Origin of the sequence: Actinomyces sp. ICM39, from assembly GCF_000282935.1 — a bacterium.
Lineage (GTDB): Bacteria > Actinomycetota > Actinomycetes > Actinomycetales > Actinomycetaceae > Pauljensenia > Pauljensenia odontolytica_B.
Genome location: NZ_ALCB01000042.1, coordinates 1 through 22,478 on the forward strand (window position 1 = coordinate 1; position 22,478 = coordinate 22,478).

General features: G+C 62.3%; 13 protein-coding genes and 1 other RNA gene. 1 reads left to right on the top strand and 13 read right to left on the bottom strand.

Going from position 1 to position 22,478, the window contains the following annotated elements:
• The 3 genes from HMPREF1137_RS02155 to HMPREF1137_RS02165 form a co-directional block, all read right to left on the bottom strand.
• The coding region (locus HMPREF1137_RS02155) for a leucine-rich repeat protein (protein WP_007588417.1) at positions 1–6,195 on the bottom strand (6,195 nt) is incomplete at its 3' end.
• 305 nt (positions 6,196–6,500) lie between these two features.
• Positions 6,501–6,818 (bottom strand): heavy metal-binding domain-containing protein, encoded by a 318-nt coding sequence (locus HMPREF1137_RS02160; RefSeq protein WP_007588499.1) that lies wholly within the window; start codon positions 6,816–6,818, stop codon positions 6,501–6,503.
• 162 nt (positions 6,819–6,980) lie between these two features.
• Positions 6,981–7,202, bottom strand: a complete 222-nt coding sequence (locus HMPREF1137_RS02165) for a hypothetical protein (protein ID WP_007588500.1) — start codon at positions 7,200–7,202, stop codon at positions 6,981–6,983.
• Between the two features lie 371 nt (positions 7,203–7,573).
• Here HMPREF1137_RS02165 and HMPREF1137_RS02170 point away from each other — a divergent pair, with 371 nt between their 5' ends.
• Complete coding sequence (locus HMPREF1137_RS02170) at positions 7,574–8,359, top strand: alpha/beta fold hydrolase (RefSeq protein WP_007588473.1); 786 nt, start codon at positions 7,574–7,576, stop codon at positions 8,357–8,359.
• On the opposite strand, the gene HMPREF1137_RS02175 is transcribed toward HMPREF1137_RS02170, so the two are convergent.
• From HMPREF1137_RS02175 to smpB, 10 genes are all read right to left on the bottom strand, one after another.
• On the bottom strand, positions 8,343–8,945 hold the full coding sequence (locus HMPREF1137_RS02175; protein WP_007588477.1) for a class I SAM-dependent methyltransferase: 603 nt from the start codon (positions 8,943–8,945) through the stop codon (positions 8,343–8,345). The two genes, HMPREF1137_RS02170 and HMPREF1137_RS02175, sit on opposite strands and share 17 nt — an antisense overlap.
• A gap of 229 nt (positions 8,946–9,174) precedes the next feature.
• Positions 9,175–9,816 carry a DarT1-associated NADAR antitoxin family protein gene (locus tag HMPREF1137_RS02180; RefSeq protein ID WP_034496389.1) on the bottom strand — a complete coding sequence of 214 codons (642 nt, stop codon included), beginning with the start codon at positions 9,814–9,816 and terminating at the stop codon, positions 9,175–9,177.
• Positions 9,817–10,517: 701 nt separating this feature from the next.
• Entirely contained in the window at positions 10,518–10,883 is a 366-nt protein-coding gene (locus HMPREF1137_RS02185; RefSeq protein ID WP_007588511.1) for a hypothetical protein, read from the bottom strand.
• A 123-nt stretch (positions 10,884–11,006) separates the two neighbouring features.
• Positions 11,007–11,186, bottom strand: coding sequence for a DUF8730 family Cys-rich protein (locus tag HMPREF1137_RS02190; protein ID WP_007588418.1), 180 nt, complete (start codon positions 11,184–11,186; stop codon positions 11,007–11,009).
• A gap of 216 nt (positions 11,187–11,402) precedes the next feature.
• The gene (locus tag HMPREF1137_RS02195) at positions 11,403–13,079 is read right to left on the bottom strand and encodes an FAD-dependent oxidoreductase (RefSeq protein ID WP_034496390.1); all 1,677 of its coding nucleotides are present in this window, start codon (positions 13,077–13,079) and stop codon (positions 11,403–11,405) included.
• Positions 13,080–13,414: 335 nt separating this feature from the next.
• Complete coding sequence (locus HMPREF1137_RS02200) at positions 13,415–16,189, bottom strand: DNA methyltransferase (RefSeq protein ID WP_007588407.1); 2,775 nt, start codon at positions 16,187–16,189, stop codon at positions 13,415–13,417.
• Between the two features lie 334 nt (positions 16,190–16,523).
• Positions 16,524–16,901: a transfer-messenger RNA gene (gene ssrA, locus HMPREF1137_RS09900) on the bottom strand.
• A gap of 100 nt (positions 16,902–17,001) precedes the next feature.
• Positions 17,002–19,206 carry a YhgE/Pip domain-containing protein gene (locus HMPREF1137_RS02205; RefSeq protein WP_007588508.1) on the bottom strand — a complete coding sequence of 735 codons (2,205 nt, stop codon included), beginning with the start codon at positions 19,204–19,206 and terminating at the stop codon, positions 17,002–17,004.
• On the bottom strand, positions 19,203–21,893 hold the full coding sequence (locus tag HMPREF1137_RS02210; protein ID WP_034496393.1) for a YhgE/Pip domain-containing protein: 2,691 nt from the start codon (positions 21,891–21,893) through the stop codon (positions 19,203–19,205). Before HMPREF1137_RS02210 ends, HMPREF1137_RS02205 begins: the two co-directional genes overlap by 4 nt.
• 18 nt (positions 21,894–21,911) lie before the next feature.
• On the bottom strand, positions 21,912–22,439 hold the full coding sequence (smpB, locus tag HMPREF1137_RS02215; protein ID WP_003790105.1) for an SsrA-binding protein SmpB: 528 nt from the start codon (positions 22,437–22,439) through the stop codon (positions 21,912–21,914).
• Between the last annotated feature and the right edge of the window lie 39 nt (positions 22,440–22,478).

Here is a 22,478-nt window from a genome sequence, read left to right on the forward strand (position 1 = left end):
AGTACGCATGTACCCATCCACACCGAACCGGTAGATCGAGTTACCGATCTGCACCGTCTGGCCAGCCGGATAGGTGCCATCCGCATAGCGGTACCACCAGCCGATAGAGTCGCTGACCCACTGGCCGTCCTGCGGGGCGGGAGCCGGATCGGGCTCAGGTGCCGGAGTGGGGTCCGGAGAAGGCTCCGGCGCGGGCGTCGGGTCCGGAGAAGGCTCGGGCGCAGGCGTCGGATCCGGGGTGGGCTCGGGCGCAGGCGTCGGGTCCGGAGCCGGAGTCGGATCCGGGGTACCCGGGAGCTTGATCATGAGGGTGCTCGTCAGGTACGAGGCGTCACGCACCTGGACGCGCAGGCTCACGTCCGCGGAGGACGGGGTCCACGGGAAAGTCACGGAGGAGGCCGCAGCACGGTCCCCACCATCCGTCACCGTCGTCCAGTCACGCACGAGCGTCTCGGTGCCATCCGCTCCGATCTGCACGGCACGCACCTGCTGCGTCCCAGCGATGCCACCGGCGACCGTTGCGGTCACGTCGACCGATGCGCCGACCTCGCCCGTGTACGTGTACGCTCCCCCAGCCTCGGCAATGCCAGCCCCCGACAGGGTCATCGACGCAGCCGTGAACGTGTGCAGGTGTGAGGCGTCGATGCCGGCCGCCTCGAGGGCGTCCTTGGCGACGTTCCACGCCGACTCGCCTTCGGCCGCGGCAACGTACACGTGGGTGTCTTCCTTCTTCTCGTCGCTCAGCTCCGGCTCGAGGTCGAGTCGGGTGAGCGTGGAGGGCAGGACGAGGACGCGCGGAACGTCCACGCCGAAGGACACGCGAGTCATGCCCTCGCCGAAGTAGGCGCTCTGGCGGCGTCCGTTCGTCGGGCGACCGTCGTACACGAAGGAGCCGTCCACACCGCCACGCACGACGATGCGACGAGGCATGGGAACCCAGCTGCCTTCCATACGGATCGAGGTCACCTTGGAGCCGTACTCGACGAGTTCCAGGGAGTTTCCGGTGACGCCGCTCGAGCGCTCGACCGACTCGGGGATCACCAGTTCGGTCAGGGCCGTGGTGCCCGCGAAGGCGTCGTCGCCGATGACCTTGAGGCCGTCGGGCAGGACGACGCGGGTGAGCGTCTTGTTGTTGGCGAATGCCGTCGCGCCGATCTCGACCGTGCCCGCGCGCACCGTGTAGTCGGTGAGCGTGTTGGCGGCCGGGGACAGCATCAGGTGCAGGCCATCATCCGCCTTGCGGTACAGGACGTTATGCTCGGCCGAGTACACCGGGTTATCAGCGGAAACGGTCAGCGTCGCGATCTTGCGGTCGTTGTACAGGGCGGTCTCGGCGAAGGAGGTGACGCCCGCTCCGATGTGGAACGAGGTCAGGGCCGTGCTCTCCGAGAATGCCTGCTCGCCGACCGTGGTCACCGAGTCCGGCAGGGTCACAGACGACTGCGCCGTGCGGCTGAACGCGAAGTCGCCGATCGTCGTGAGACGGCCGAGCTCGGGCCGGAAGCTGACCCCTTCCTTGGCGCTCGTGGACTCGAAGGCACTGCCGCCCAGGGAGATCGTGCCGCCCAGGTCGATGCGCGCGAGCTTGTCGGCGGAGCAGAAGGCGCAGGTGCCGACCGTCTCGAACTTCTCGGGCAGGGCAACGGCGGTGAGCGCGGAGAGGCGGAAGGCCTCGTCCCCAATCAAGCGCAGGCTGTCGGGCAGGGTCACGGAGGTGATGCCCGCCTTCTGGAATGCCTTGGGCGCGATCGTCGCGACTCCGTCCAGGACCGCGTACGCGCCTCCCGTGTTCTTGGCAGCCGGGTACAGGATCAGGCGCGAGTGGTCCTTGGAGTACAGGACACCGTCAACACTCTCGAAGTTCGGGTTCGCAGGATCGACCTCAACGCTGGTCAGCGCGGCGGTCTCGGCATAGCCCGAGGTCACCGAGTCGGCGGCGACGTTGGGGCCCAGCTTGATCGTCGTGAGCGCCGAGTTGTAGTCGAAGACCTCCGCGCCGATCGTCACCACGGAACGCGGCAGCTCGATGGCCTCCAGGCTCGTGTTCGCGAACGCGCGGTCGGCGATCGTGGTCAGCTGGGCCGGGTGGGCCTCGTCGTCGACGAAGGTGATCTTCTTCAGCGAGCTGTAAATGAAAGCCTCCAGGCCGATCGAGCGCACCGAAGCAGGGATCGTCACGTGCTCCACGGTGGAGCTCGCGAAGGCGCGCTCGCCGATGGAGGTCACGGTGTCGGGCAGGGTGACCTCGGTGGCCGACCCCTTGTACTTCGCGAGGACGCCGTCCTCGTTGATCTCAAAGTCGTCGGCGTCGGCGGCGCGCACCTTGACGGGGATGGACGCGGTCTTAGCCGTACCCCCCTCGGTCGTGACGGTCGCGGTCAGCGTGCCCGAACCCGCGTGATCGCCTGCGGTCAGGGTCCCCTTGCGCGTGTCCGTGTCGGCGGCAGCCGTGGCCAGGTCGGCCGGCTCCACGCTCCACGTCACCGCGCGGTCCTTCAGCGAAGGCGCCAGGTAGGCCTTCACGGGGGCGGTCTCGCCCACCTTGAGCGTCACCTGGGTGTCGGCGAGTTCGATGCCCGCCTCCTCGGAGATCGTGCGCACGCGGATCTGGGCGCTGGCCGACAGACTCGGCTGGGATGCGTCGGTCGCGGTGATCGTCGCCTCGCCGGCGGCCAGGGCGCGGACCTCGCCGTTGTCGTTCACGGTGGCCACGGCCTCGTTCGAGGACGTCCACACGAGGTCGGTGACGTTCGCGTTCGCCGGCTCGTAAGAGGGACTCAGCGCGACCGTCTCACCCGCGACGACCTCGGAGTCCTGCGGGGTCAGCGACAGGGAGGTCATCGGGATCGTGCTGAAACGGATCACCTGGCGGGCCTGGTTCTTCCCCCAGTCCCACGCGAAGAGGTAGGCGGTCGCCGGATCCGAGGAGTCCGCGCGGTCGATAAGGTCGGCCCACTTGATCTCGTAGTGCTTGGCATAGGTGCCGTCGGCCTGGCGGTTCGCGCCCACGGCCTCCTTCTCGTCGTAGTAGCGACGCGAGGTCGGGGACTCGGAGAAGGCGACGCCGGCCAGCGGCGAGTTGTCGGTGACGTCGAAGGATACGACGCGCTCGTCGCCCTCGCCGGTCACCGTCAGGTTGGAGATGACGGGCGCCTGGGTGTCCAGGGTGAAGTCCCAGGTCAGCTGCGAGTTAACGCTCGAGGGTGCGACCGAGGCCGCGTCGATCGTCAGCTTGTAGCGGCCTGCGGGCAGCTCCTTGCCGTCCTTGTCGAAGCCGTCGAAGACCGGGTTGTTGCCTTCCTGGCTTTCGATGGGCTCAACCTTGCTGGCGTGGTAGTTGAACAGGGACTTGCGGGCGCGCTCGAAGGTGTATTCGCGCACGACCTCGCCGGCCTCGTTCGTGTAGGTGTAGGTCACCTTTGGCGAGTTACGCAGCAGGCAGGTGCGTGGCAGGATGCGCGAGGGGGCCTCGGGCAGCGCGGAGCGCGACATGATGAAGTACGCGGGGTCGACCGCGCGCACGTCATCGATTTCCTGTCCGACGAGGGGATTCAGGGCACCCAGGGGCACCTCGGTCGAGGGGTTCATGAGGGTCGAGGAGCAGGCGTGAGCGGTGCTCGTCGTGCCGTCGTACCACTTGCCATCGAAGACGGCAGGCGCGCCCCAGGAGCCGTAGAAGCCCATGTAGGGGACGGTCAGGTCGGGCTGACCGTCGGCGCTCGTGAAGGTCACGGCGCCGTCAATGAACGTGCCCTTGGGAGCGTTCTCATTCGCGTACGAGGCGAAGGCATCCTGCGGGGTCACGGTAACGGTCACGGTCGCGGTGCCCTTGGCAGGCACGGTCACCGAGTCAGCGGAGTAGGTCAGGTCGATGCCCTGCCCCGCCCAGTTCTTGGAGTGCTCGGTGAAGAGGCCACCCTCGACGATCTCGGAGAGTGCCTGACCACCCAGGGTGTAGGTGCGTGCCGTGTCAGAGACGTTCGTCAGGGTCACCTGGAAGGTCCAGCCGGTCGTTCCCTCACCCAGGTCGGCCTTGGGCCGCCACGGGTTGTCCGCGCCCGCGACGCTCGGGTACACGGTCGTGGTCGTGGCGGCGAGCGCGTCCACCTGGCCCGCACCCACGCGGCGCGGCGAGTAGTAGGTGCCGTCGTTCTGGTCGATGTCGAGCAGCGGGTGGGCGGTGCCCATCATGAGGGTGGTGACGATCGCGGCCTTGTCCGCCTCCGACAGGCCGGCGAATGCCGGGTCGTCGTTCACGCGCTGGCGCACGAGCGTAGCAATGCCCGCGACCTGCGGGGTCGCCATGGACGTGCCCGACATGGACCGGTACGTGTTGCCCAGGACAGCCGCGACGATATTGCCGCCGGGGGCCGCGATCTCAGGCTTGAGCTTGAGGTCGGGAGTGACGCCCCACGACGTGAAGTCGGAGATCGAGGGGTTGGTCGAGGCGAGCTTGAGGCCCGCGTGCGGGTTGGAGATCGCGATGGAGCCGGACTCGCTGGCCTCGATGGCCTCGATAAGCGAGTCCTTCTCCTTCTTTGTGATGGTCACGGTCGGCATCGTGTGGGTGGCCTCGATGGTCGCCACGTACGGGTTTTCGACCGCCTCGGAGTCACCGATGATAAGGGCGGCGGGCTTAGAGGTCAGCTGGGTCAGGCCCTTGACCTTGGCCTCGTGGGTCATGTCCGCGCCCGTCGCACTGTCGGAGCCGCCGCGGTCTTCTAGGACGATGACCTTGGAGAGGTCGCCGGGGTGCTCGGCGACGAGCTTCTCGAGTGCGGCCGCGTCACCGATGCCCGCGTAGACGAGGGTGTAGGTGGCCTCGGGGATGTCGAGGAGGCTCGGCACGACAGCGTCCTTGAGGCCGCGCGACTTGCGGTAGACGACCTGGCGGTCCCCCACCGTCAGGTAGGGCAGGGCGTCCTGATTGTTGACCGAAGCGACGGCCAGGGTCGAGCTGTAGGACCCGGGCTCGGAGACCGTGCCGGCGTCGGGATCGGTCGCGTAGGGCTTGTTCTTGCCGCTGTAGTTGGAATACGCGCTGGAGTAGGAGTTACCCGCGGCGGCGTTGACCGTCACGCCGGCGGCGGCGAGGTTCTTGTAAACCTCCGCGTACATGGTTCCGGCCTCGGTGCCCATACCCGCGTCCTCGCCGAGGGAGAGGTTGATCGAGTCGGGCTTGATGACGACCGCGTCGTCGAGGGCCGCCAGGACAGTGTTGTCGGGGATCGATCCATCCTTGTCGGAGGCGACCTTGGCGACGATGATCTGCGCGTGGGGCGCGGTGCCCTGCAGGTCGGCCGCGTTGGCGGCGGCGATCGCGGCGACGTGGGTGCCGTGCGACAGGTCCTTGGTGGACTTGGGCAGTACGTCCGCGTCATTGTCCGCGTAGTCGAAGACGAAGGGGATCTTCTTATTGAGGTATGCGCCGGTCGTTCCGTGCGGTAGCTTGCCGACGAGGGCCTCGACATCGGACTGGCTCAGGCGCACGTCGACGCCGTCCATGGAGCCGGAGAACGCCTGGTGGGTAGCCTCGATGCCCGTGTCAATGACCTCGACGACCTGACGATCACCCTTCTGGGCAGTCTGGTTGGCGCGAGTCATCTCCAGGGAGGAGGCGTTTTGCAGGGCGGGATCCACGGCCTCGGCGCCCAGCGCACCTGCGTCGCCCTCGACGACCATCGGCTTGTGGTGGCGCTCGATGAACGCGGCCTTGACGCCCTCGGTCGCCCTGATGGCATCCAGGGACGAGGCCGGGGCCTGGATCGCGAAGCCGTCCAGCGCGTGCGTGTAGTCGCGCACGTCGGTGATGTCCGCACCGGGGACCACCGCCTCGACCGAGGTTTCGATGCGGTCCTTGACCGTCTCATGCTTGGTCGAGGACGACAGGCCAAAGATCCGCTGGTACCACGGAATGCCGACCGAGCCGTCTTCAAGCTGGACGATGATCGTCGTCGGGGTGTCGTCTGCGGGGAAGCTCTCGGGGGTGGTGGTCGGGTTCGGGGCCCCGGCCTCGTCGTCTGTCCCCGACTGCGGGGCGCCGGACTGGGCGTCGATTGACGAGGCGGGGGCGGGGGTGCCCGACTGGCTTTCCTCATGCGGGTTAGCTGCGAAAGCCGCCGGGGCGGTCACGGTGGTCATGGCGAGGGCGCCCGCGGTTAGCAGCACCAGCGCCGGGGTTGTGCGATGGGACATCTATGGCTCACTTGGTTGACAACTGGGTCACGGGCAGGCCGTAACTACGGCATTACCCAGCGTCTAGGGTAGGGTTACCTATCCTTACTGCAAAGCCCATCCAGCTTTCTTCTCGCTATGCGTCAGGGGCTTTACCCGATCACTCTTTCGGCGTAAACTTGCCTCTCTTAGTACAGCCTTAGTAACGATAGCTACACTTTATTTTCTTCGGAGGGTGCCAGCATCGACAAACCCGCCAGTGAGGCCTCGAACGGGCCTCTCCTGGCGGGGTTTTCTGTGCGTGCCGAGCGGCGCGCGGGCGACTGTCAGAGGATGACAGCTGTGCCCGTCGCGATGGCGGCAAGCATGCCATTGTCGGTTCCGGCGGTGAAGTAGTCAACCTTCACGCCGACGACCGCATTCGCACCCATGGCCTGCGCGCGTGCGCACATTTCGTTGACGGCGGTCGCGGAGGCGTTGCCGATCTCTTCCTCGTACTGGGAGGCGCGGCCGCCGAACATGTTGGACAGGCTCGCACCGAAGTCCTTAAAAAAGTTCACGCCGGCGAAGGTCTCGCCCGACACCATGCCGATGTATCGCTTGATCGGCGCACCTTCAACGGTCGGGGTCGTCACAACAAGCATCATTCACTCCTTCATAGGGGGCTAACGTGGCAACACTACCCGCGATCCCGCGCGAAGGCTAGTAGGCACTCAACAGCTGATTGGCTCAGTTGGTCCCCTCGCCCACTCCTACCCCTCCATACTCCACACAGGTTAGAACGGATGCCAGGCACCCTCTTCTTCCTAGAGATATTCTCGAAGCCAGTCAGGCATGGACGGATCATCAACAGACCACGACTCAACCTCCGTTTCGCTTTCTTCCCAATTACTCTCATCACCATCAAAGAACTTATGCCTGTTGCACTTGTATTTCGTCACCGTCCCTCCCTCCAGGCGATACTCATTCCAGAAGTAGTTCTGCTTGCCATGACCTTTCCACTCACTCGTCGTGTAGATCGTCGACATATTTTGCTTCCTTCCAAGTAGCCACACCTGCCAATATCCTTGCTATGTCAAGCAATATGGACAGACATGTATTTAGAACACTGAAAAGCAGCCTTGAATAGAATCCCAACCACAGGACCGACATGGAAAACTAGGCAACTACCTAATCAATCACTCTATTTGGGCCACATTGCACCAGAGGGCTGCACAGGTCAACAATGCCACAGAAAGATAAGTTACGCAACAACTCTCGCCGAGTCATGCAGCCAGCAGGAGGGCACTAGCTAGTAGATAGCCCCCGGGCATTTCTGAATGAACGGATGCTAACATCCGAGGGTCAGCTAGGTTCAGGGGCGCAGCGACGCGCCCGGCGACTTCTGTGGGGCGATGCCATGAAGATGCACGTCTACGAGCCCGGCGGGGAAAACTCCCCCACCGTCCTCATCATTCACCCGATGCTGTCCTCGGCCTCGAGCATGACAGCCACGCTCTGCGACCACATGGGTCCCAGCCTGCGGCTTCTCGTGCCAGACCTGTCTGCCCACGGGGACGAGGCCTCGGCCCCCTACGTATCAGCGGCTGACGAGGCGGCGGCGATCCACGAGTGGCTGGCCTCCCACGGTATACGTCGCCTGTCTCTTGGATTTGGCGCGTCGCTCGGCGGGGTCGTCCTGTTCGAGCTGCTGCGATTCTCGGACCTTGCGTTCGATCAGCTCTTTATTGAGGGGGTGAGCTTCTACTCCGGCGGTCCCGTAGCCCGAGTCGGCGGGGCCGTTCTCAGCCGGGTAATGGTCGCGAAACACCGGAAGGCCGTGCGCGACCCCGAGGCCGGAGCACTCAAGCTCGCGCGCCTCTACGGCGAGCAGGCCGCGCGCTCGATGGTCGCCAGTTTTGCCGCGATGAGCGAGGAGAGCATCCGCGCGATCGTGCGAGACTGCTCGCGCGTCAGCTTGCCGCCCCTCTCCCCTGACATTCAGCGGCGCTGCACCTTCGCCTATGGGGAGAAGGACTCCGACCTGCGGCTCGCGCGCCGCGTGATCCCGCGACTCTATCCGGAGGCCGAGCTGCGCATCTGGCCGGGCTCGGGGCACTGCGAGCACATGAGCCGCGACGCGCAAGCCTACGGGGCGATGCTGCGGAACGTCGCCCTGGGCTCGGCATCTACTGATCGTTCGTGAAGGAGGCGATCACGCAGGGAATTCGACCTCGCACGACGCGGTAGGTGACACCCGTGCAGCCCATACGCTCAAAGAACGCCCGGTAGGACACCGGGTCGAAGTGCTCCTGGAAGTGCACGCCAAATCGGGAGATCACACTCAGGAACATGGTGTGCGCCCGCTTCTTGGGAATCACGTAGGTGGGCACGATGATCGTGCCACCCGGGCGCACGACCCGCTTGAGCTCCTTGAGCGCGTCGCGCGGTTCAGGCAGCAAGTGGATGACGTTGCCCGCCACGACGGCGTCGAACGAGTCGTCCGCGTAGCGCAAGTCGGTGATATCCGCCTGCGCGACGGTGACGTTCGAGTGTTTCGCAAGCTTCTTGCGTGCCTGCTTGAGCATCCCCTCGGAATAGTCGGTCGCGACCACACGCGCGCATGCGGGGGCGATGGCAGCGCTAATCGCGCCCGTTCCGCACGCACATTCGAGCACGGTGTCACCGGGGCGAATCAACCTGGCAACGGCACCGCCCGTCCCGTCGTACACCCTCCTGTTGAGCGCGTTGACGGCGAGGTCGTAGAGCGGGGCAACTCGATCCCAGAACAATGCTGAACACCTCCGTATTCCCATGCATCGCACGACGCCGACGCTGCTTCGCGCTGCTGGACATGATACGCCTGCGTGGGAGATGCCGGGGCGGAAAGGGGTTCTGTGCACAGGAACAGAACCCTATCCGCATGTTCGTAACCTATCCGCGTAGGCGATTGCGGCACCCCGATCCCAGATGAGATTATTCTTCCACCGTCGAACAAAGTGACAGGGCAACAAAAACCTATTAATACCCGAGTTCCAGAAACGCTTGAGGCGATTGCAAGGCATCTGTCAGCAGCCCCGCCCGAGCAAGACCCACCACTTTGGCCACAGACCTTGCCTGACAGTTGATCGCCCGCTCCGGATTATGCTCAATATCGGTGAATGCATCGAACGTCATAACCTGCTCAACGATTTTTTCATCACGACAGAGCGCAGACACATACAACCAGTCGTAAAAGTACGTCTTCGGCTCTAACGGGAATTCATCTGCAAAATACTTGAATCCAACAAGCTCTCCACTATTCCTCAATCGCCGATCTGTTTTTGCCGCACGACTCGAGGCGTTGAGAAGATCAACAAACGGACCCCCATGCCGAAAGACTTTTGAAGCCTGGAAAGCACATTCAACACTGTAACTTCCACGCTCCGGACTCTCAATCATCAAATTAAACGCGCTTAACTGAACTCCAATGTCCCTTTTACTCCTGGACGACACCTCCAGAACGCGCGACGAAGGAAACCTATCCACATACGCCGCATGCAAACTTGCAACCGAACGCTGCTTCTGCTGAATAGAAGATCCGGGAAAATACTCAAAATCCAGAGATAGTTCCGAAACATACGGTTTGTCAGACTCAGGTACAAAGACAGGCCTACGAGCCATAACGAGACCCTTTCTCGCTCAACACAGCATCCCAACGATCAAGGAAAGCAAAAAGACTCAAACTCGTTAGAATTTTCACTTCCATTAACCACAAATACTTTCACACTTATTCAGACTGCGCAAGCTTGCACACTCATGTTGCAAATGTATCCCTCACAAACGAGTCGCTTCGTTCCTCTGTGAGCTCATCCTGCTATCAGTCCCTCTTATTGTTCTCTCGCGCGTTCGCGATAGGTCGGCGCTCTGAGTCCGAGGTGCGCGCAGACCGGAGCAATGGCGGCGCTGATCGCGCCGGTGACGCACGCACATTCGAAGACGCGGTCGTCAGGGCGGATGATGCGCGCGACCGCCTCACCCACACCGTCGTAGGCGGCTCAGTTGAACGTGTTGTCGAAGAAGTCGTAGAGCGGTGCGCCCCGATCCCAGAACATGTCAGCACGTCCGTGCGTCGGTACGTTGCGCGAGCCTTGTGCCGCCGCGAGAACGGGAATGCTACGCCCGAAAAGGCGGCACCGGGGTGACACGGGGTTCTGCGCACGGGGACAGATCCGCGCGGGCACATGCGGATAGGTTATGCGGATACGGATAGGTTATTCGCTTGCGGATAGGTTAATAAGCTATCCGCATCGTCATAACCTATCCGCATGTTCGTAACCTATCCGCATAGTCGCGTCCAACTCACGAATCGGCCTGTTGCGCACCTACATCCGCCGCGAGGAACGCGCATGGATGAAGGCACCGACGCAATGGGCCCCGAATCCAAGGATGCTGTAGCCCACCCCGTAGATGAGGGCACTGTCGTTGAGGAACAGGTACATCGGCGCCAGGAAACACACGAAGGGCGCGAGCAACCACAGGAGGCTGAAGCCATCCTTCACGCCGTCCCACGCGCCGAAGGCCATCGCGAGGATCGGCAGGATCGCGAGCAGGATCAGGAACACGAGGCTCTTCACGATCTCCATCGAGTCCGAGACGCGCGAGAGACTAAACCACGCCGCCGGCACCAGCAGGTAGATGCCGAACAGCACGGCGATACGAATCCACGTTGATTTTGTCGTCCACCTCATGACTCAATAATACCCGCGTCACATGAAGAAAAAAGCTCCTTGACACATCATCTGTGTGGGCCTCAAAAGGGGTGCGAACAACCCGGCGTCGCAGTGCTCGCGACGCCGGCAGCGGGGTATAGGCTACCTGCAGAAGCTGCCGAAGAAGCCGCTCTTCTTCTCAGCGTTGGCATACTCCTCGTCAGTATGGTCCTTATCGCACCACTGATCCGGGGGCACCTGTTCTTTCACCGAGTCAATGTGCTTGCCGCAGCCCTTCCAGGTGGTCTTTCCGCATACCTCGCAGGTGGTGGGTCGACACATGATTGCCTCCTTTGTTGTTGCGCCGCGAATTCGTCAGCGGATCCGCGTCATGGTGTTGCGAGCTTCCGCCCTCCTCAGGCCGGTTGCGCCGTCGCATGAGGCCAATCGGAGGAACGAACGCTCAGAATTGTTGATCGCCATGTTCTCGGTATTGACAAGAAATTCTACTGCTTCGAACTGTGACGCGGGATCGTTTCGGGACCGAAATCCTCCGGTTTATCCCTCCTCCTTCACCAGCACAGAATCGGCCTTCTCTCCGAGCCACGCCCGTAGCGTCTGAATGCCGCCCGACAGCATGGTCACGTTGAAGCCCGCGTGGCGCACGATGCGGTAGCCGATCCAGGAGCGCACGCCCGCGGCGCACATGACGACGAAGGGCTGGTCGCCGACGCTCTCGTCGACCCAAGCCTGAACCTCATCGAGGCGGTCGCGCAGCTGGGTGTGGGGAATGTTGAGGGAGTTCGGTATGTGCCCGGCCGCGTACTCCCCCACGGTGCGCACGTCGAGGACCGGCATGTCCTCGGTGAGGGCCTCGGGGCCGGTGAGGACGAGCTCGCCGGTCAGCACATTGTGGGCGACCATGCCGGTCTGGTTGACGGGGTCCTTGGCCTGGCCATAGGGCGGCGCGTAGGCGAGGTCCAGATCGATGAGGTCCGTCGCCTTCAGGCCGGCCCGCATGGCGGTGGCAATGACGTCGATGCGGCGGTCCACGCCGTCGGCACCCACGGCTTGCGCGCCCAGAATCTGCCCGCTGATACCCACGTGCATGAGGATGTGCACGGGCTGGGCGCCGGGGAAATAGCCGGCGTGCTGGTTGGCGTGCGTGTGCACCGTGAAGTACTCCGCGCCCGAGGCGTCGAGGGCCTGGCGGTTAGCGCCGGTCATGGCGGCGGTGAGGCTCCCGATCCGAACGATCGCGGTGCCCTGGGGGCTCGGGATTGGGCGCGCGGCGGCCTCGCCGCGTTCGGCGTCGGCGATCGCGTCGGCGACGAGGCGTCCCCCGCGGTTCGCGGGTCCAGCCAGGGCGACGGGGCGGTCGTGGATGCGGCCGACCGTGCCATCACCGACCGCGTAGACGTCATCGGCGCTGGTGCACCCATGCTCGTCGACGAGGATGTAGCCGCGGCTGGTCTCGATGCCCGCGGCCTCGGCGAAGGCGGTGTCGGGGCGAACGCCAGTCGACAGGACGATGACGTCGGCGGTCAGAACGGTACCGTCGGACAGCGTCACGGAGTCGTGGTCGTCGCCGTGGGTGATGGACTGGGCGGCGACGCCTGCATGGACGCACACGCCGAGGGCGCGCAGCTCGCGGGTGACCAGCGTGGCCATCTCGACTTCGAGGGACGGCAGGACGTGCTCGGCACACTCGACGAGGTGGGTCTCGAAGCCTCGCTGTGCGAGGGCTTCGGTGGCCTCGATGCCGATGAACCCGGCGCCGAGGACGACGGCGCGCGTGCCCGAGGCCTCGCGCAGGGCGAGGGCGTCGTCGACCGTGCGCAGGGTGTGCACACGCGGGGAGTCGAGGCCGTCAATCGGGGGCCGGCTCGCGAGGGCTCCCGGGGAGAGGATCAGGTGGTCGTAGGTGAGCGCGTAGGCCTCGCCGGTCTCCGTGTTGGTGACCTGGACGGTGTGCGCACCGGGCTCAATCGCCGTGACCTCGGAGTTGATGCGCACGTCGAGGTTGAGCGCCGCCTTGAGGGTTTGCGGGGTGTGGAGGAGGAGCTTGGCGGGGTCTTCGATCTCGCCGCCGACGTAGTACGGGAGCCCGCAGTTCGCGAAGGACACGTACTTACTGCGCTCCAGCACGATGATCTCGGCGCCCTCGTCGCGCCTGCGCAGGCGCGCGGCCGCGCTCATGCCTCCGGCGACTCCTCCGACGACTACAACTCGCATGTGCGGCTCACTTTCTGGCTCGAGGACGGGTCTTCTTCGACTGTTTCGATGATACCCGTCAGAGAAGCTGAAAACACGAGTTGCCACGGGGTTACCAACGCTTCGATAAGCTGCAAAGCCGGAGTTCAAACAAAGCACGAGCTGATCAACAACATCCGCATCGGGACTTTAGAACCCTGACACAACCGATGATGCTTACAAACCAATAGGCTCACTTTCACCCAGTCCTGCAAATAGGGTGTCGATAACCAAAACGCAAGAAATCTTCATCAGCTCAGGCGAAACGATCAACCCCACCATCGTCACGAAAGCTCAAGCAATAACGTAACCGACGCCTACTCATCCGCAGTAGCTGCCTCGTAAAGTTTGAACAAGTGAGCAATGATCTTATCCTCATCCCCAGCAAAATCCACACCGTATGCCCTTTCAACTGCAGCGTCCAAAGCCATATGGGCAGCCAACAAATCATCCGGCATATGATCTCGCTTATAAAGGTCACCAATCCGTTGAGCGCGATGGCGTGCACGCACATCCAAAATCTCCTGAGCACAGGCTCCAATCTCCCCGCGAGATGGTTGGGACACAGTCGGCCAAATGAACGTGTTGTACACAAGGTCTTTCGCGTACCGATAGTCGCTCTTAAACCGTCCCGCAACCATGCGAACCCACACATTATGAAACTGCGACGAGAGCACACCGAAGTGATAGACGGATGCAGAAGGAACGAGATAGGCCAGATCGGAAGCAATAACGTCATTACCGACGAATCCAATTGGAATATAAGACCGCTTTTCTGACGAGAGACGAGGTATCAAAAGATAGTCGCCATCGCCCACTGGTTGCGCAATTTGCGCAAACAACATCGGGGTCTCTGCAAACTTGCGAGTAGACGGAGCCTTACTAGCAAGACGCTCTTCGCGCACACGATTAATACGCTCAACCACCAAAGGACATTGCGCAATCTCATCTTCATTTGCATCAAGCAGCCAAAGACAATACCGCTCTTTACGATTAAGAAACTCATCCGCACCCCAATATGGTCGAATCCACTGTTCACACAACGAATTCTCAGCAACAAACCGCTCTCTATCCTCTGCAGACAGCGTGAATCCCTTGGCTCTAGGCATTGAGCCGAAACGAATGGGCGGGACATCACTTAAAGGGCTGGAAACCTCTGTTACATAAACATCAGCAGAAGGCATTAAGTAGCCATTTATACGCTCACAATGAACAACATCACCGCGAGAAGTACACAGCCACCTTACCTTGTTAACAAAACGCCTATCAACAAATCCAATAATCACAACATGAACACGCGCCTGGGCCGACGCCTCATTACCCCACACAAACGTTTTATAAGCATACTCAATCTCACAGCCGAGACTTTCCTTAAAGTATCGCCAAAAGACACCAACAGCAAGCCCTTGACAAATCGAGTTCGTTGAAACGAAACAACACCGAATAGGATACCCCTTCACATACTCAGCGCTCTTCACATACCATGCAGTAACATAATCAAGCTCCCCGACCCCCTTGAGACCACGAAAGACCTCTTTCATCTCTTTCTTTTGATCGACAGTCATAAACATACCCCCATAGAAAGGAGGATTGCCCATAACAAAGCTACAAAGGCTTGCAGGTAAGACATTATTCCAGTCAAGCTTCAACGCATTACCTTCAACAATGCGAGCAGACTCATTCAACGGAAAATCATCATCTCCAACCTCATAGAACATGAGGTTCTCACCATTGGCTTTGAGACGACTGATCCATAGCGCCGATTCGGCAACCTTGACAGCGAAATCGTTGATTTCAATTCCATAGAATTGATTTAGACTAACGCGACGCCCCCCACTTTCATCCTCACTAAATCCCAATTCCGTCTGCCCTTGACGCAACTCATTCAGAACAGAGTCCTCAAGCTTTCGCAAGCAGATGTATGTCTCAGTAAGAAAATTTCCACTACCACACGCGGGGTCAAAAAATTTAAGACCGCAGAGCTTCGCATGGAACCGAGCGAGAGCATTCTTCTTCTTACGAGGAGTCGTCCCTTCCTCATCTCGGATGCGAGCAAACTCCGCCTTGAGTCCATCAAGAAACAGCGGATCAATTACCTTATGAATATTCTCTGGTGACGTATAGTGCATTCCAGCAGAACGCCGCGTTTCCGGATTCAACGTGCTCTCAAAAATACCACCGAAGATCGTCGGTGAAATTTGAGACCAGTTCACCGGACGAGCGACCTTTTCCAATAGGAACTGCTTGGCCTCGTCCGTAAAGTTTGGAATTTCAGTATCTTCTCTAAACAATCCACCGTTGACATACGGAAATATCTTCACATCCGCATCATAGGGATCCCGCTTCTTAAGGTCCGTATCCAAGGCAACGAACAGTCTCCGCAGTGCCACACGGAATTGACTTGCGGGAACATCCTTAAGGTAGTTATAGAAGGAATCTTTTTCAAACAAGTCAGCATCTTCGCAGTAGAGGCAGAAGACGAGACGTACACACAACACATTCAATGCATGCATTGACTCTTCACTATCAGGGTCGATATACCCTTCGCGCATCATGTCATAGAGCTCTCCAATGAGCTCACCAGCCTTAATTGAAACTTGCTTTTCTTTTTCAAGGCGACTATTGCCCGGGTCCGTTATAAAACCCATGTACTCGGGATGTTCAGCAAGCTCATCCAGCGTGAACTCAAAAGCATTATCCTCTAGCTGGCTCTTACTCCACTTGTCTCGGTCGTAGACACGGAAGATGCCAAAGTTGCAAGTAACGACGAAGCGAGGCTGTTTCGGCCTAGGAAGTTCCTCGACATAGTCCAGCGCCTGCATGAGAGGCGTTTTCTTCTTCTTTTGCCTAACCTCATAGTCGTCGAGACTGACTCCAAAAGACTTCTGCTCGATGAGCACATCTGCGTCCGGAATCCACACATCTGCAAACCCGCCAGAGGGGAGGTGATATTCAAATAACACATCATCAACATGCGGATATCCGATGGCGCGAAGAGCCTGCAGCCAGAACTGCTGCGTTTCACCTTTTTCATAGCCCCTGCCGTGCCAGCGCTCAGCGAACTCACGTAGTTCCTTCTTACTGTAAGCCACAGCCATATCCTTCCAGGTTTCCGCTTGTATTCAGGCCAGCTGAGCCCTTCAGGCTCAAGCCGTTTAACGTTCAGCTGCCGAGCACGCGTTTCTTCTTTGAAGTAACCAACACAGTCTTATCGGTCGTCATCACGTTCTCTCCTAACCATAGCCCTTCGACACAAGGTTGTGGTGTATCCACACCACCCACTTCGACTTAGGGAGCTATTGACACATACGTGGCACCGGGCTAGTAGTACAGAGCATAAAGAAGGGACATACCTCGGTGTGTGTCACGCACGCGTGTCACGCACCAAAGCATGTCCCGATTTACCGCAGAATCATGCGGTTTTTGTTGTGGAGATGGGGGGAATCGAACCCCCGTCCAATGGCCGGCCCCGAATTCTTCTCCGAGCGCAGTCTACGGTTTTATTTCTCAGCCCCCAGCATTGCGTAGACACACCGCTGGATAGGCTCAGTTGATTAAGTGTCGGAGGCGCCCCACCAACATGGGCGACTCCCAGTGGCTCCCTAGACGACGCCAGACACCGGGCCGGAAGCAACTCCCGGGCTGACGGACTAAAGGTTCAGGCTGCGATATCAGGCAGCGAGAACGTAGTCGGTGCGATTCTGTTCGGCACCTATTGGTTTGCACGCATCGTTAACGAGTTGAGCGTACATTCTCGGCTCGCTTCACTTCGATCGACGACCACTGTCGAAACCGATCATCCCCTCTTGAGTTTTCAACTCCCCGACGCCCAGCGTTACCGCAGACCGTCGGACACATCAGTTTACGCCCGCAGCCCACGCCCGTCAAGGGAAAAACCGACGCCTCAGAGCAGCTTCGTGGACTCCAGCTTTTCCACCATGCGGCGGTTCTTGCGCACCAGCAGCGGGCGCAGCGCCAGCCCCAGGAACGCGGCGAACAGGATGAAGGAGGCGAGGAACCACATGGCGTCCGCGTACTCGTGCCCCGCATACCCCGCGATCGACGCGCGCAGGGCCGTGATTGCGTGCGTGGCCGGCAGGAACGGCGAAATCGACGAGAAGAAGGACGGCAGGATCGCCAGCGGGAACGCTCCCCCGGCGCCCGAAATCTGCAGGACCAGGAGCAGCACGCCCAGGGCCTTACCCGCGTTCCCGAACGTCGCAATGAGCGTGTACAGCAGGAAAGAGAACACGACGGCCGTCAGCCACAGGGTGCCCATGAACTGCAGCGGGTAAGCGTGCTGGACCTTCAAGAAGTACAGGTCGCCGAGCCCCACCAGGGTCGCCTGGGCGAGCGCGATCGTCCCGAAGATCAGGTAGCGCCCCAGGTAGCCGGCCGTCAGGCCGACGGGCTTGGCAGTGAGCCTCGCGCGCAGCGGGTCACCCTCGGGTAGGCCGTCGGCAACGTTGGAGTCCGTGACGTCCGAGCGCAGCGACACGACCATCAGGATAGAGCCAACCCACAGCGCCAAGATCGTGTACAGCGGTGCCATCTGGGAGCCGAAGTTCGCGACCGGGTAGACGGGAGTCTTCTCCACGCCGACGGGGGCCGCGATGGCTGCAGCCAGGGCCTCGGGATTATTCCCGATGATCGTTCCCAGCGTCGTCAGGTCACCACTGGCAAGCGCCTCACTGATTGAGGAGTGCAGGGAGTCGAGCTTACCCGCAGCCTCGCGCAGGCTCGCGGCCGCGCCGGTCAGGTTATCGCGCAGCTGGGTCAGGCCCTCGCGGGCGCTCCCGCTGCCGTTCGAGGCCGTGGAGGTCGCGCCCTCCAGGGACGTGCGCGCGGCGCTCAGGGACGACTGGGCCGAGGCCAGGGTGGAGGCCAGCGATTCAAGCTGGGGTCGCAGGTTATTCTCGTAGTCGGAGGACAGCCCGTCGACCGCGGAGCGCGCCTGGGCGATCAGGCCGTTCACGCTCGCGCGCCCAGCTTCGGCATACGCGACCTTGGAGTCCAGCTCGGAGGCGGCGGCGCGCAGCCCATTCGCAACCTCGGTCAGCCGGTCGGAGGCCGCCTGCAGGCGGTCCAGCGAGGACTGGGAGACGGGCGAGCCCGGCAGCGCCGCGAGCGTCGACTTGATCGACCCGAAGCTGGCGGCCTGCGTGTCCAGCACGGAGGCCTGGGAACGCAGCGTTGAGGCCGCGTCCGATGCGCTCGTCGAGCCGTTCGCGTACACGCTCTCGACGGCACTCGACAGGGAGGACAGCGAGGACTTGGACGAGGAGATCGCGTCGGACACCGAGGAGACCGCCGCCGACGCAGCAGATCCGAGGCCGCTGGCCCCCGCCTGAGCACTCGAGACCGCGGACTGCGCGGAGCCCTTCGCGCTCCCCAGCCCGTCCACGAGCGTGGCCGTCGAGTCGATGAGCGTCACCGAGGAACCCACGAGCGACGCGTACGCGTCCGCGCTATCCGCCGCCGTGCGCAGGCGCGAGGCGACCGTCTGCACGCGATTATCGAGCGCCGTCACCGTATTGACGGCTGTGGGCGACGACAGCGCACTCCCGACCGACGTTGCCGTATCGAGGGCGACCTCGGAGAGCGTCTGCACGAAGATCTGGTTCACCTGGGCACTCACGGCCTCGGCGCCCTGCCCGGCGATCTTCGGCGAGATGCCGTTCTTCTTCTCGTTGACGTAGTAGGTCATCGGCGCGGAGGATGCTCCCCCGTCGAAGAAGGTGAGCATCTCGCGCGAAAAGTCCGACGGAATGACGATGGCCGCGTAGTACTCGCCCGAGCGCGTCCCCTCGATGGCCGCGTCCTCGGAGTCGATGACCCAGTCGAAGTTGTCGTTCTTACGCAGCGCGGAGACCACGGAATCGCCGATGTTGATGCGCAGCGGCACAAGGTCCGACTTGTAGCCCGCGTCCGTGTTCGCGATCGCGATGCGCAGGCTCTTCGTGTTGCCGAACGGGTCCCACGACGCCGCCACGTTGAACCATGTGAACAGCGACGGAATGACAACCAGTCCGAAGACAACGACGCTCGCGATCAGAGAGCGATGCGCGCGGCGCAGGTCGGCGCGGTAGATAGCCCAGATGGTCCTCACTGCTGCTCTCCCTTCGCCGCCTCCGACGCGTCGCCCGCGCCGTCCTCATCGACGAGGCCGGGGTCGGCCTCGTCCGCGTCCTCTCCCCCGCGCTCACCCACGGTTGAGGCGATCGCCGACGAGATCGACGCGCCCACGGCGGCCGCGCCAAGCGCGAGACGCGATCGCGCGCCCTGCACACGGCGGGTGAGCAGGGAACGCACGTCCTGCTCGTCCATGGCGCCGAGGAGCTGCTGACGCGCCAAGGCCTCGCGCAGGTACTCCAGGCCGATCAGGAAGGTAATCACGAGGAGAACCCACACGATCCAGGCGCCCAGCACGATCGGCACCTCCGCGACGTTCGCGACCGACAGGACGGCGAGCGCCACCGGCACGATAACCCCAAGAATGATCGCCACGCGGCGGATCCGCGGGTAACGACGCTCGAAACGCGCGGCACGGCCGCTCACCGAGCGCTGGAAGCCGTCGTGGTCGGCCAGGGCCGCCACGATCTGCGTCAGGCGATAGCGGTTCGAAGGAACGCGCGTGGCCTCGGCCAGGAAGAGCCCGGAGGACGCCAGGTCTCGCGTGATCATCGCGTTCAAGTTCACCAAGAACGGGCGCAGCGCGAGGCCGATCACAAAGGCGACCAGCGCCTCGGCGCCGAGAACTGCCAGGCACGACAGGAACGTGTGCCCGTAGAATCCCCCGACGACTTCACGCAGCGCATTAATGCCATAGGTGAAGGGGAACAGCGGGTGCAGGAAGCGGAAGAAGGACGGCAGCATCTCGATCGGATACAGGCCGGCAGACCCGGGAATCTGCATGACCATGATGATGACGCACAGGCCCTTGCCGATGTGCTGGAAGCACGTGGAGAGCATGTAGACGATCGACACAAACACCAGCGAGATGATCATCGCCGTCCCCACGAACGCGGGACGCGACACCGTCTGCACGCCGATAATCAGGTCGCCGATCGACACAACGAGCCCCTGAATGAGCCCGAAGAAGGCGAGAAGCATCCACCGGCCCATGTACTTGGCGACAGAGGACGTGGGGCCGATGCCCTCCTCATCCACATCGAGCTTGAGGAGGAGGACGAGCGAGAACGCGCCAATCCACAGGGCCAGGTTCGTGAACAGCGGGGCCATCGCCGAACCGTAGGCGGCCACGGGGTACACGGCCTTCGTCTCGATCTGCGTCGGCGAGGCCATGAAGGAGGCGATCGATTCGGCGTTGACCCCGAGGGAGTCCGCGAGGTCGCGCAGCGTGTTCGAGGAGGACAGCGACGAAATGTCCGTCGCCACCGAGTCGAGGTCGGTCTTGATCGCGGCGACGTTCGTCGCGCTCGTCTGGGTCGCAGTCTTCGCCCCGTCCAAGAGGGAATCGAGCTGGTCGAGCAGGCCCGACACCTGCTCACGCTGACTGCGCAGCGTGTCCAGCGAGCCACGCATCGACGAGGACGCGCTCGAGAAGTCATCGAGCGCCGAGGAAATCGCAGGCAGCTGGGCAGACACGCCACTGCGGGCGTTCGTCACCGAGGCCGACACAGCCGCGGATGCGTCGGAAGCTGACGTCAGCGCGTTCGAAATCGAGGTGGACGTGGCCGACAGGTCGGAGTTGAGGGTCGTCAGGCTGCCCAGGGCCGTCGACAGCGCCGCGTTCTGGTTCGTCAGGTCGGTCAGCGCAGTGCCCGCCGCGGGCAGGTTCCCGATCCCCAGGGCGTCCAGCTCCGCGAGCACCTCACCCACCGAGTCATTGATCGACGTTCCCTCGGTGAGCAGGCCACCCACGCGCCCGGAGGCGCCCTGCACAGCGCCGTCGAGGGTTCCCGCATTCGTGGACACGCCCGCCAGGGCGCTCGCCGCGTTCGAGGACAGGCCGTCGAGGGCCCCACCCATCTGGCTCGAGAAGGACGCCAGCGACGTGCGCGAGTCGCTCACCAGCTGGTCCGCCTGGTCCAGGGACGTCGACAGCTCCGAGACCGCAGAGTCCAGCTCGCTGAGGGTCGTGCGAGCCGAGGCCACCGAGGCCTTCGCCGCGTCGATCTTGCCCCCCATGCCCTCCAGGGTCTGCGAGGCGCTTCCGAGCTTGGCCGAGGCCTCGGACACCGATGTAGAAACCTCCGAACGCTTCTGGTCAGCGTTGTTCGCGATGCTCACCCCGGCCTCGGACGCCTTCTCCGACAGCACCTTCGCCACCGTCGAGACGAACGCGGAGTTGATCTGGCGGTCCAGAGCCGTCGCGCCCGCCCCCGTGATCTTGGGGGCCACCGCGTTGTTCTTCTCGTTGACGTAATACTGGATATTCGGCTTGACGTACGTGCCATCAACGATGCCCGTCAGGTCGCGCGAAAACGACGCCGGGATAATGAAGGCCGCGTAGGAGTCGCCGCGTTCCACCTCGGCGCGCGCCTCGTCGGCGCTCACGAAGTGCCAGCCCAGCTGATCGTTCTGCTTGAGCTGGGTCTCGAGCATCGCACCGACGTTCACGGTGCCGATCTGATCCTTGGTCGCGCCCTCGTCCTCGTTCGCGACGGCGACGCGAATGTGGGAGGTCTGCGAGTACGGATCCCAGAATCCGACGATGTTGAACCACGCGTAGAGCGCGGGCACGAACGCCATACCGATGATGACAATCCATGCGGCCGGAACACGCACCAGCCTCAGAAGATCACGACGAAAAATCCTGACAGAACCTCGCACAGGGTCGCCTTCTTTCCCCTATCGGCGGGCCTGCTTCACGTAGCGACGCATTGCACGTTCGGCCTCGCGCTGGTCCTGCTTTTCACGCAGTGCCTGACGCTTATCCCATTCCTGCTTGCCCTTGGCCAGAGCGATTTCAACCTTGACGCGGCCACCGATGAAGTACAGCTCCAGGGGCACGATCGTGTAGCCCTTCGCGGCCACGCGGTCCTGCATGCGGTCGATTTCCGCGCGGTGGAGCAGCAGCTTGCGCTTGCGCGTGGGCGCGTGGTTCGTCCACGAGCCCTGCGAGTACAGGGGGATGTTGGCGCCGTAGAGCCAGGCCTCTCCCCCGTTGATCTCGACCCAGGCGTCCACGAGGGACGCGCGGCCCATGCGCAGCGCCTTCACCTCGGTGCCCATGAGGGCCAGACCGGCCTCCCAGGTGTCCTCGATCGTGTAGTCGTGGCGCGCCTTCTTATTACGGGCGATCGTCTTCTTCGCGTCGGAGGCAGCCTTGGCGCGCTGCCCCTCCGTGGGCTTGGGCTTCTTCCATTCCTTGGGCATGCTGCCTCCTTTCAGACTCGGTTTCCGCGCTCATGCGGA

What these genes read in the sequence shown, in the direction of transcription:
- HMPREF1137_RS02165 (WP_007588500.1), bottom strand. Translation starts at nt 7,202, where the DNA reads ATGTCGACGATCTACACGACGAGTGAGTGGAAAGGTCATGGCAAGCAG.
- HMPREF1137_RS02170 (WP_007588473.1), top strand. Translation starts at nt 7,574, where the DNA reads ATGAAGATGCACGTCTACGAGCCCGGCGGGGAAAACTCCCCCACCGTC.
- HMPREF1137_RS02190 (WP_007588418.1), bottom strand. Translation starts at nt 11,186, where the DNA reads ATGTGTCGACCCACCACCTGCGAGGTATGCGGAAAGACCACCTGGAAG.
- HMPREF1137_RS02195 (WP_034496390.1), bottom strand. Translation starts at nt 13,079, where the DNA reads ATGCGAGTTGTAGTCGTCGGAGGAGTCGCCGGAGGCATGAGCGCGGCC.
- HMPREF1137_RS02185 (WP_007588511.1), bottom strand. Translation starts at nt 10,883, where the DNA reads ATGAGGTGGACGACAAAATCAACGTGGATTCGTATCGCCGTGCTGTTC.
- smpB (WP_003790105.1), bottom strand. Translation starts at nt 22,439, where the DNA reads ATGCCCAAGGAATGGAAGAAGCCCAAGCCCACGGAGGGGCAGCGCGCC.
- HMPREF1137_RS02180 (WP_034496389.1), bottom strand. Translation starts at nt 9,816, where the DNA reads ATGGCTCGTAGGCCTGTCTTTGTACCTGAGTCTGACAAACCGTATGTT.
- HMPREF1137_RS02160 (WP_007588499.1), bottom strand. Translation starts at nt 6,818, where the DNA reads ATGCTTGTTGTGACGACCCCGACCGTTGAAGGTGCGCCGATCAAGCGA.